5 protein-coding genes and 3 pseudogenes are annotated in these 6342 nt (G+C 56.6%); 6 read left to right on the plus strand and 2 right to left on the minus strand.

From position 1 onward, the window contains the following. Window positions 1-347: 347 nt before the first annotated feature. A pseudogene (locus EOA29_RS21465) lies at window positions 348-720 on the minus strand (transposase); the annotation flags it as partial. 256 nt (window positions 721-976) lie between these two features. Between EOA29_RS21465 and EOA29_RS21470 the strand changes: the two are divergent. From EOA29_RS21470 to EOA29_RS21485, 5 genes and pseudogenes are all read left to right on the plus strand, one after another. Beyond that, window positions 977-2494, plus strand: coding sequence for a M81 family metallopeptidase (locus tag EOA29_RS21470; RefSeq protein ID WP_127221446.1), 1518 nt, complete (start codon window positions 977-979; stop codon window positions 2492-2494). 280 nt (window positions 2495-2774) lie between these two features. Next, window positions 2775-3095: pseudogene (locus tag EOA29_RS43100) on the plus strand (IS3 family transposase); the annotation flags it as partial. Between the two features lie 212 nt (window positions 3096-3307). Further along, window positions 3308-3664 (plus strand): SDR family NAD(P)-dependent oxidoreductase, encoded by a 357-nt coding sequence (locus EOA29_RS43820; protein ID WP_189478952.1) that lies wholly within the window; start codon window positions 3308-3310, stop codon window positions 3662-3664. Continuing rightward, window positions 3661-4152 (plus strand): SDR family oxidoreductase, encoded by a 492-nt coding sequence (locus EOA29_RS43825; protein ID WP_127221450.1) that lies wholly within the window; start codon window positions 3661-3663, stop codon window positions 4150-4152. The genes EOA29_RS43820 and EOA29_RS43825 overlap by 4 nt, the downstream gene beginning before the upstream one ends. Before the next feature lie 64 nt (window positions 4153-4216). Continuing rightward, window positions 4217-5089 (plus strand): polysaccharide deacetylase, encoded by an 873-nt coding sequence (locus EOA29_RS21485; protein WP_127221452.1) that lies wholly within the window; start codon window positions 4217-4219, stop codon window positions 5087-5089. 71 nt (window positions 5090-5160) lie between these two features. Here EOA29_RS21485 and EOA29_RS21490 read toward each other — a convergent pair whose 3' ends face one another. Further along, window positions 5161-5310: a hypothetical protein gene (locus tag EOA29_RS21490; RefSeq protein WP_210213163.1), complete on the minus strand. Its 150-nt coding sequence runs from the start codon at window positions 5308-5310 to the stop codon at window positions 5161-5163. Window positions 5311-5677: 367 nt separating this feature from the next. On the opposite strand from EOA29_RS21490, the pseudogene EOA29_RS21495 reads away from it, so the two are divergent. After that, a pseudogene (locus EOA29_RS21495) lies at window positions 5678-6098 on the plus strand (transposase); the annotation flags it as partial. Between the last annotated feature and the right edge of the window lie 244 nt (window positions 6099-6342).

The raw sequence follows: 6342 nt of genomic DNA on the forward strand, positions 1-6342 counted from the left end.
GCCTGACGGGCCGGGGTCCGAGCGCTATCTTCATGTTTGCTCCATCCATCCTTGTGTAAGCGAATTTCCCTTAGCAGGGCGCCTGCTAAACTTGAAATCTTCATAACAGACGCTTCCGCGGTCGCTGCCGATGCTCCCGTTTTGTTTCAACCAAGTTATTTCCCTTCCAGAAATATGACGTCTGGGGAGATAGATTCGCCCCAAAGTGCCTCGTCTGATGAAATGCCGAGCACATAAAAAGGCTCAGTTTAGAATGCAGCTTCCGCAACGCGTTGGGAGGGACCAATCCGGGTCACGCCCTTCCGGGCGGAATCAACTCCTCCTTCCTTGGTTCGTTTTCCCTATTTTCATGCCGATATGGGGCCGGGTGCCTTGCCGAAGCAGAATTCTGTCCCATCGCATCCACATGCCATGCAGAATGACAGCGAGCTTGCGGGCAACAGCAACTCGGGCTCGTGGACCATACCGCGCCGCTTGGCGACGTTCATACCCCCGCTCTGAGGCACGGCCTTTTCTTGCTGAGCACAAGCAGCGAATGAGCCGCTTCGTAGAGAGCCGTGCGGGCGAGCTCGCCACCGCATTGCTTAACTTGCCCTGAAAGCGGTCCGGCTGATCGACCGTGGCATGAAAGGCGAGCGCGGTGATCGGTCCCACACCGGGCACGGACATCATTCGCCGGCAGACTTGCTCCCTGCGGGCGATACTGAGGACTTGCTTCAGTTTGACGGAAATGGAGAGTGGGAATGCAAAGAAGGAAGTTCAGCCGCGAGTTCAAGCTTGAGGCGGTGAGATTGAACAGGAATCGGGTCCGGTCGCGCTTAGCTCTGGCATGAGGTAGTTTCATTTCAAATTGCGCGGGGCATTGTTGCCTTCATTGCAACGGCCATTGCAGATTGGCTCGAAGTGTCCGCTACACAGCGGTCACAATGACTTGTCTTAAACCTGCGGTATCCGCGCAATTTTCAAAAGAGGGTTTATGAGCCACCGCATCCTCACCGGCCATATCAGCCAGGAGACAAACAGCTTCAATAAGATCCCGACCACACTAGAACATTTCCTGGCCTCGGGATTGCTGCGGGGTGACGAGGTTCCGGCGGCTCTGCGAGGCACACGCACTACGGTGGGTGCGATGTTCGAGGCGGCGGAGAAATTCAACTGGGCTCTGTCTCATCCCCTCATCGCCCGTGCGAATCCTGGAGGCCCCCTCACAAAGGAGACTTTTGAGCAAATAGCTGATTGGTTCCTCGCAGGAGCCAAGGGTTGCCATGGGGCGCTGTTCGAACTGCATGGCGCAATGGTCGCAGAGGGCTACGAAGACCCGGAAGGGGAAATCCTCGCTCGCTTGCGAGCCGTACTTGGACCTGGCGTTCCGATCATCGCCACGCTTGACTTGCACGCTAACGTTACTGAAAAGATGGCGGCAAATGCGTCGGCGTTGATCGCCGTCCGCACGTATCCCCATATAGACTATTACGAGCGTGCGTGGCAGGGCGCCGAGTTGCTCGACCGTGCCCTTCGCGGGGAGATAAATCCCCGAACGGTCATTGCCAAGCGGCCAATGTTGTTTGGTCTCGATGGCGGGCGGACCCAAGTGGGTCCCATGTGCGAGCTGATCAACCGGGGGAATGAACTAGAGGCCTCTGGAAAGGCACTCGTGGTTAGCGTCTGCGCCGGATTTGAACTTAGCGACATTTATGATGTTGGGCCGAGCGTCACCGTGACTGCAGATGGCGACACCGCGGCAGCGCAGCGTATCGCCGAGGACTTCATGGATTACGCCTGGGAAACACGTGAGTTTCTCTCCGCCCCTTGGGCGGCAGCCAACGCCGCTGAAGCGGCGGAGTACGCTAAAGCCGGCGAGCTGCATGCCGATAAGCCTCTTGTGCTGGCCGATAATAGCGACAATCCGGGCGGCGGAGCCTACGGTGATGCAACGGAACTGCTGCGTGCCATGATCGCGGCTGACCTCCAGAACGCGGCCTTCCATGCAATCTTTGATCCAGCGGCTGTCCAGGCCGGCATTGCGATCGGAGTCGGAAACACGGGACGTATCGTACTGGGTGGTAAGCACGACCCGGAAGCGGGAGGCGGACCTCTTGAGGTGGAAGGGCAGATAGTCTCAATAACTGATGGTCGTTTTCGGTGCTATGGGCCTTCGTTTCTCGGCGGTGGCATATGGAACAGCTTTGGGCCCAGCCTGATGCTCCGTGTGGGCGGGATCGAAATTGTTGTCATCTCGCGCAATGGCCAAGGTGCCGACCTCGCGCAACTAACGGCTCTCGGCATTGACCCACTTCACTGCGCGACCATCGCCTTGAAGTCCTCTCATCATTTCCGGGCGGCATTCGAGCCAATTGCTCGCGAGGTGCTCATGGTGGACGGCGGTGGAATGTTGGGGTCAGCCGCGATGTCTAAGCTAGTTTATCGCCGTGTCCGCCGTCCCATTTGGCCACTTGACGAAGTGCAGGAACCAAAATTGCGTAAAATAAGGTAGCTCAGGATTCGGCAGCTTATATCTTTAATCGTACCTACCAACGTGGTGTAGCTGACGGCACCGGTCGCTGTGCTCACCGATAAACGGCGGAATTGATCACCGTGCCACTGCCGGCAGCCTGACAAAGCGAATCATCACACATCTGGCGGACCGTCTCAAGTCATTTAGCGGGCACGCTGGACCGCCCATTCATTACTCTACTCAAGCAGCAATGCGCCGACAAGGCACGATTGCGTCGTCGTTTCGAAAGATGCCGATGACCTCGGTGCGCCATTGCCCCTGGCCAAACGCCGAGCGCATTTGTAGGGTAATCAAGATGCATTGGAATGCTCCTTCAGCCTCATATAGGCGGGATCGGAAACTCGCCGCCACGATGGCCCCGTGGCAGTGTAGGAGTCCATCCCACGCTGGTGCCCAGGCGACTTCGAAATCGGTTATGATACAAATGGAAAGTCCGAATGGCCTTTGCTCTCGACTCCACCGAGGCACCAAGAGCGAAGACATTCAAGACCCCGTCATTACCGCTCGAGAACCGCTTCGACAGGATCGACACCTTCCAAGGCCAATCGAGTGGCTGACGGACACCGGCTCGTGCTTTGTTTCACATCGTGCCCTTTTAGATTAGCGTCTATTGCAAGGACCAACGAAATTTGGCGTGAACGAAAGCGTGGAACGCGTTCTCAAACGCGAAAGTGATGGGAAAAAAAGGGGCTGGGGGCGGTGAGTCTAAGCGGAGTTTATCAGTCGCATCGTTAACACTCCTTACAAAAGATTGGATTTGATGTGACACATCTACTTGGAAAGGCAATAGTCGTGACCGGCGCCGGGCGAGGAATTGGCGCAGCACACGCAAAGATGGCTGCGGCGCTTGGTGCGCGAGTGGTCGTGAACGACTTGGACGAGGCTGCCGTTCAGGCCACGCGATCGGCGATTATAGATGCCGGAGGACAGGCGATCGGTCTCGCGGCCGATATCGCGAAGTGGCAGCAGGCTGGCGACTTAGTTGATCTCTGTGTTGCGCAATGGGGACGAATTGACGGATTGGTCAACAACGCAGGCCTACTGCGTCTGGCTCGTTTGGAGGAGCAACGCGAGGAGGAAGCCAGGGTAATGATCGAGGCGAACATAATGGGAACCCTTGCCTGCGGACCCACGCCATACGCTATATGAAAAGGCAAGGTAGCGGCTCAATCGTAAATGTCACCTCAGGAGCGCTAATGGGCCTTGAGGGAATGGGCGCCTACGGTGCAACGAAAGGCGCTGTCGCATCACTCACATACAGCTGGGCCGCCGAAAACGCGGGCACCGGGATACGGGTGAACGCAGTGTCGCCGGTCGGTGCATCTCACATGCAAGAGCAAAGAAAGCAGTATCAGGGCGGCAACCCCAGCACCGAACCCCCAGCAGAAGCTAATGCACCGGTTCTTTGTTATCTGCTATCCGATCTTGCTGCTGAGATAAACGGTCAGATCATTCGAACCGTAGGGCGATCGTTATTGCTGATCGCTCACCCTGGTGTTGCCCTTCCGGTGTTGGACGACGAATGGACCGTCGAATCGATTGCACGCGCGTTCGAAACAGACCTCAAGGCACGGCAATTTCCGAGCGGCATATTGGGCATGGTAACGGAAGTGGTCGGGGAGGCGAATCAGCTTTAGTGCACAGTCCCAAGCCTAGGATCGATGGTTCGGCCGTTGATGGACTTGAAATGAAGGAGGAACTATGACCGAAAGGCAATATCCGAGGCCTTGGCAGTGGCCAGAAGACCAGTGGCGCGGTTGCGTCAATCGCGTCAGAGCAGGCAAACCACTCACTCCCCCTTGGCCCGAAGGAAAACACTGCGCTGTCGCCCTGTCGTTCGACGTTGACCATGAAACCAACGAATTGCGCGACGGCGGAAAATCAATTGGCCGGTTGTCCTGGGGGCAGTACGGAAGCAGGCGCGGAATGCCTCGGATAATGGCCTTGCTTAAGAAACACGACATCCAGGCGAGCTTTTTTGTTCCCGCGATCGCAGCGAAGCTTTATCCGGATGAGCAGCGTGCGGTGAGAGATCAAGGACACGAGATTGGTCTCCATGGCTGGATACATGAACTGAATTCCGGCTTGCCGAAGGAGGCAGAACGCGATCTCATGCTGCGCAGTGCCGAGGCGCTAGAACAAATCACTGGCATTCTACCTGTTGGAATGCGGACACCGTCTTGGGATTTTTCCGATAATACCCTTTCTATCGCTCGTGAGATGAGACTGCTTTATGACTCATCTCTAATGGCTGACGATAGCTGCTATGAACTGTTACAAGACGGTAAACGTACTGGGATAGTAGAGATACCTGTCGAATGGATACGCGATGACGCGTTATATCTCATCGATGGTCGACTTAGGCCGGATGACGTTCTTGGGATTTTCCTGAGAGAATTTGAAAAAGCATACGAAGAAGCCCAGCTATTCCAGCTCACGATGCACCCCCATGTAATAGGCTATCGTTCCAGAATTTGGATATTAGAAGAAATTATTCGGGCTGCGAAAGCCAAAGGCGATGTCTGGTTCGCCACGCACCGCCAAGTGGCCGAGCATGCGTCGGCTGCGATGTAGCCGCGGAGGTCTAGCAGGCTTCTCTGATTGGGGTCGATGAGGTCAAGCTTTTTTCCTGTCATTTTTCCGGATCACGTCGCCTCGCGGGTCACTCGCTTCTCTTCGCGGTCGGCGCGCAGCCGCCGCATGATGGGGTTAGGAGAGCGAGGCATCTCCATCTGTTGACCGACCTTGGAGAATTCGCCCAGGATCGTGCATGCCATCGAGATCGCCTTGCCCATCGTTCCCACGGGAACGATCCGGATCACCCTCTCGGGCGAACGACTATCTGTGTTCATTTTTGTTCCTTTGTTCGTTGTCCTATTTCATGTCGATGCGGGACCGGCGGCTTCCTTCCAAAGCGGAATTCGGTTCCGTCGGCCCACATGCGGTGCAGGATGACGGCCAGCTTGGATCTTGTTGGGCATCGTCTTCATGGCCGCGTTGGCCTGGCGGGCGCTCCAAGGCGACCACGTTCTAACATCTCGACAGGAGCAGCCGCCCGCATCTGGGCCCGGGCGAGACCCCAATCACCCCATCTGTTGAAAAAGGGCTCGCGACAGTCTTAGGTTCGTGATTCACTTTACCACGAAGATGTGGGAGTGAATCGTGCGGGGCGATGACGGACAGACGGGCGAACTGTTCAGCTACGTGGACCTTGAGGTTCGGGTTCGGAGCGATCATCCGTCGCGCCCGTATACGGGCGATTGTGAATGACGCGCTTTCGGCGTTGGAACGAGAGTTTGCGGCGCTGTGCTCGCCGATCGGACGACCGTTGATCCCGCCGAAGAAGCTGCTGCGGGCGATGCTGTTGCAGGCGTTCTATTCGATCCGCTCGGAGCGGCTTTTGATGGGGCGGCTGGAATACGACCTCCTGTTCCGCTGTTTTGTGGGCATCGGCGTGGACGACGCAACCTGAGATCATTCGGTGTTCTCCAAGAACCGTGACCGGCTGCTGGATGGCGACATCGCTGCAAAGTTCCTAGCGGCGGTGCTGGCGCAACCCAAGGTGAAAAAGCTTCTGGCGACTTCTCGGTCGACGGCACGCTGATCGCGCATTTCGCTGATTGTGAGCAGCTATTTCACGCGATGGTGAGCGCTCATTTCATTTGATCGTGAGCAGGGATTTCACGCGATCATGAGCGGCCGCTTCGACCGACTTGTTGATTGATTCAGGCGTTTGCGCCTGCGTCAAGAGCGTGGGCGCGGGCTTTATGTTTTCGCATGCTTTTCCTGGAGGAGCACCCGTCCCGAGGTTGAGGCCAGTACCGGGT

It is taken from the genome of Mesorhizobium sp. M1E.F.Ca.ET.063.01.1.1 (genome assembly GCF_003998155.1).
Classification (GTDB): Bacteria; Pseudomonadota; Alphaproteobacteria; order Rhizobiales; family Rhizobiaceae; genus Mesorhizobium.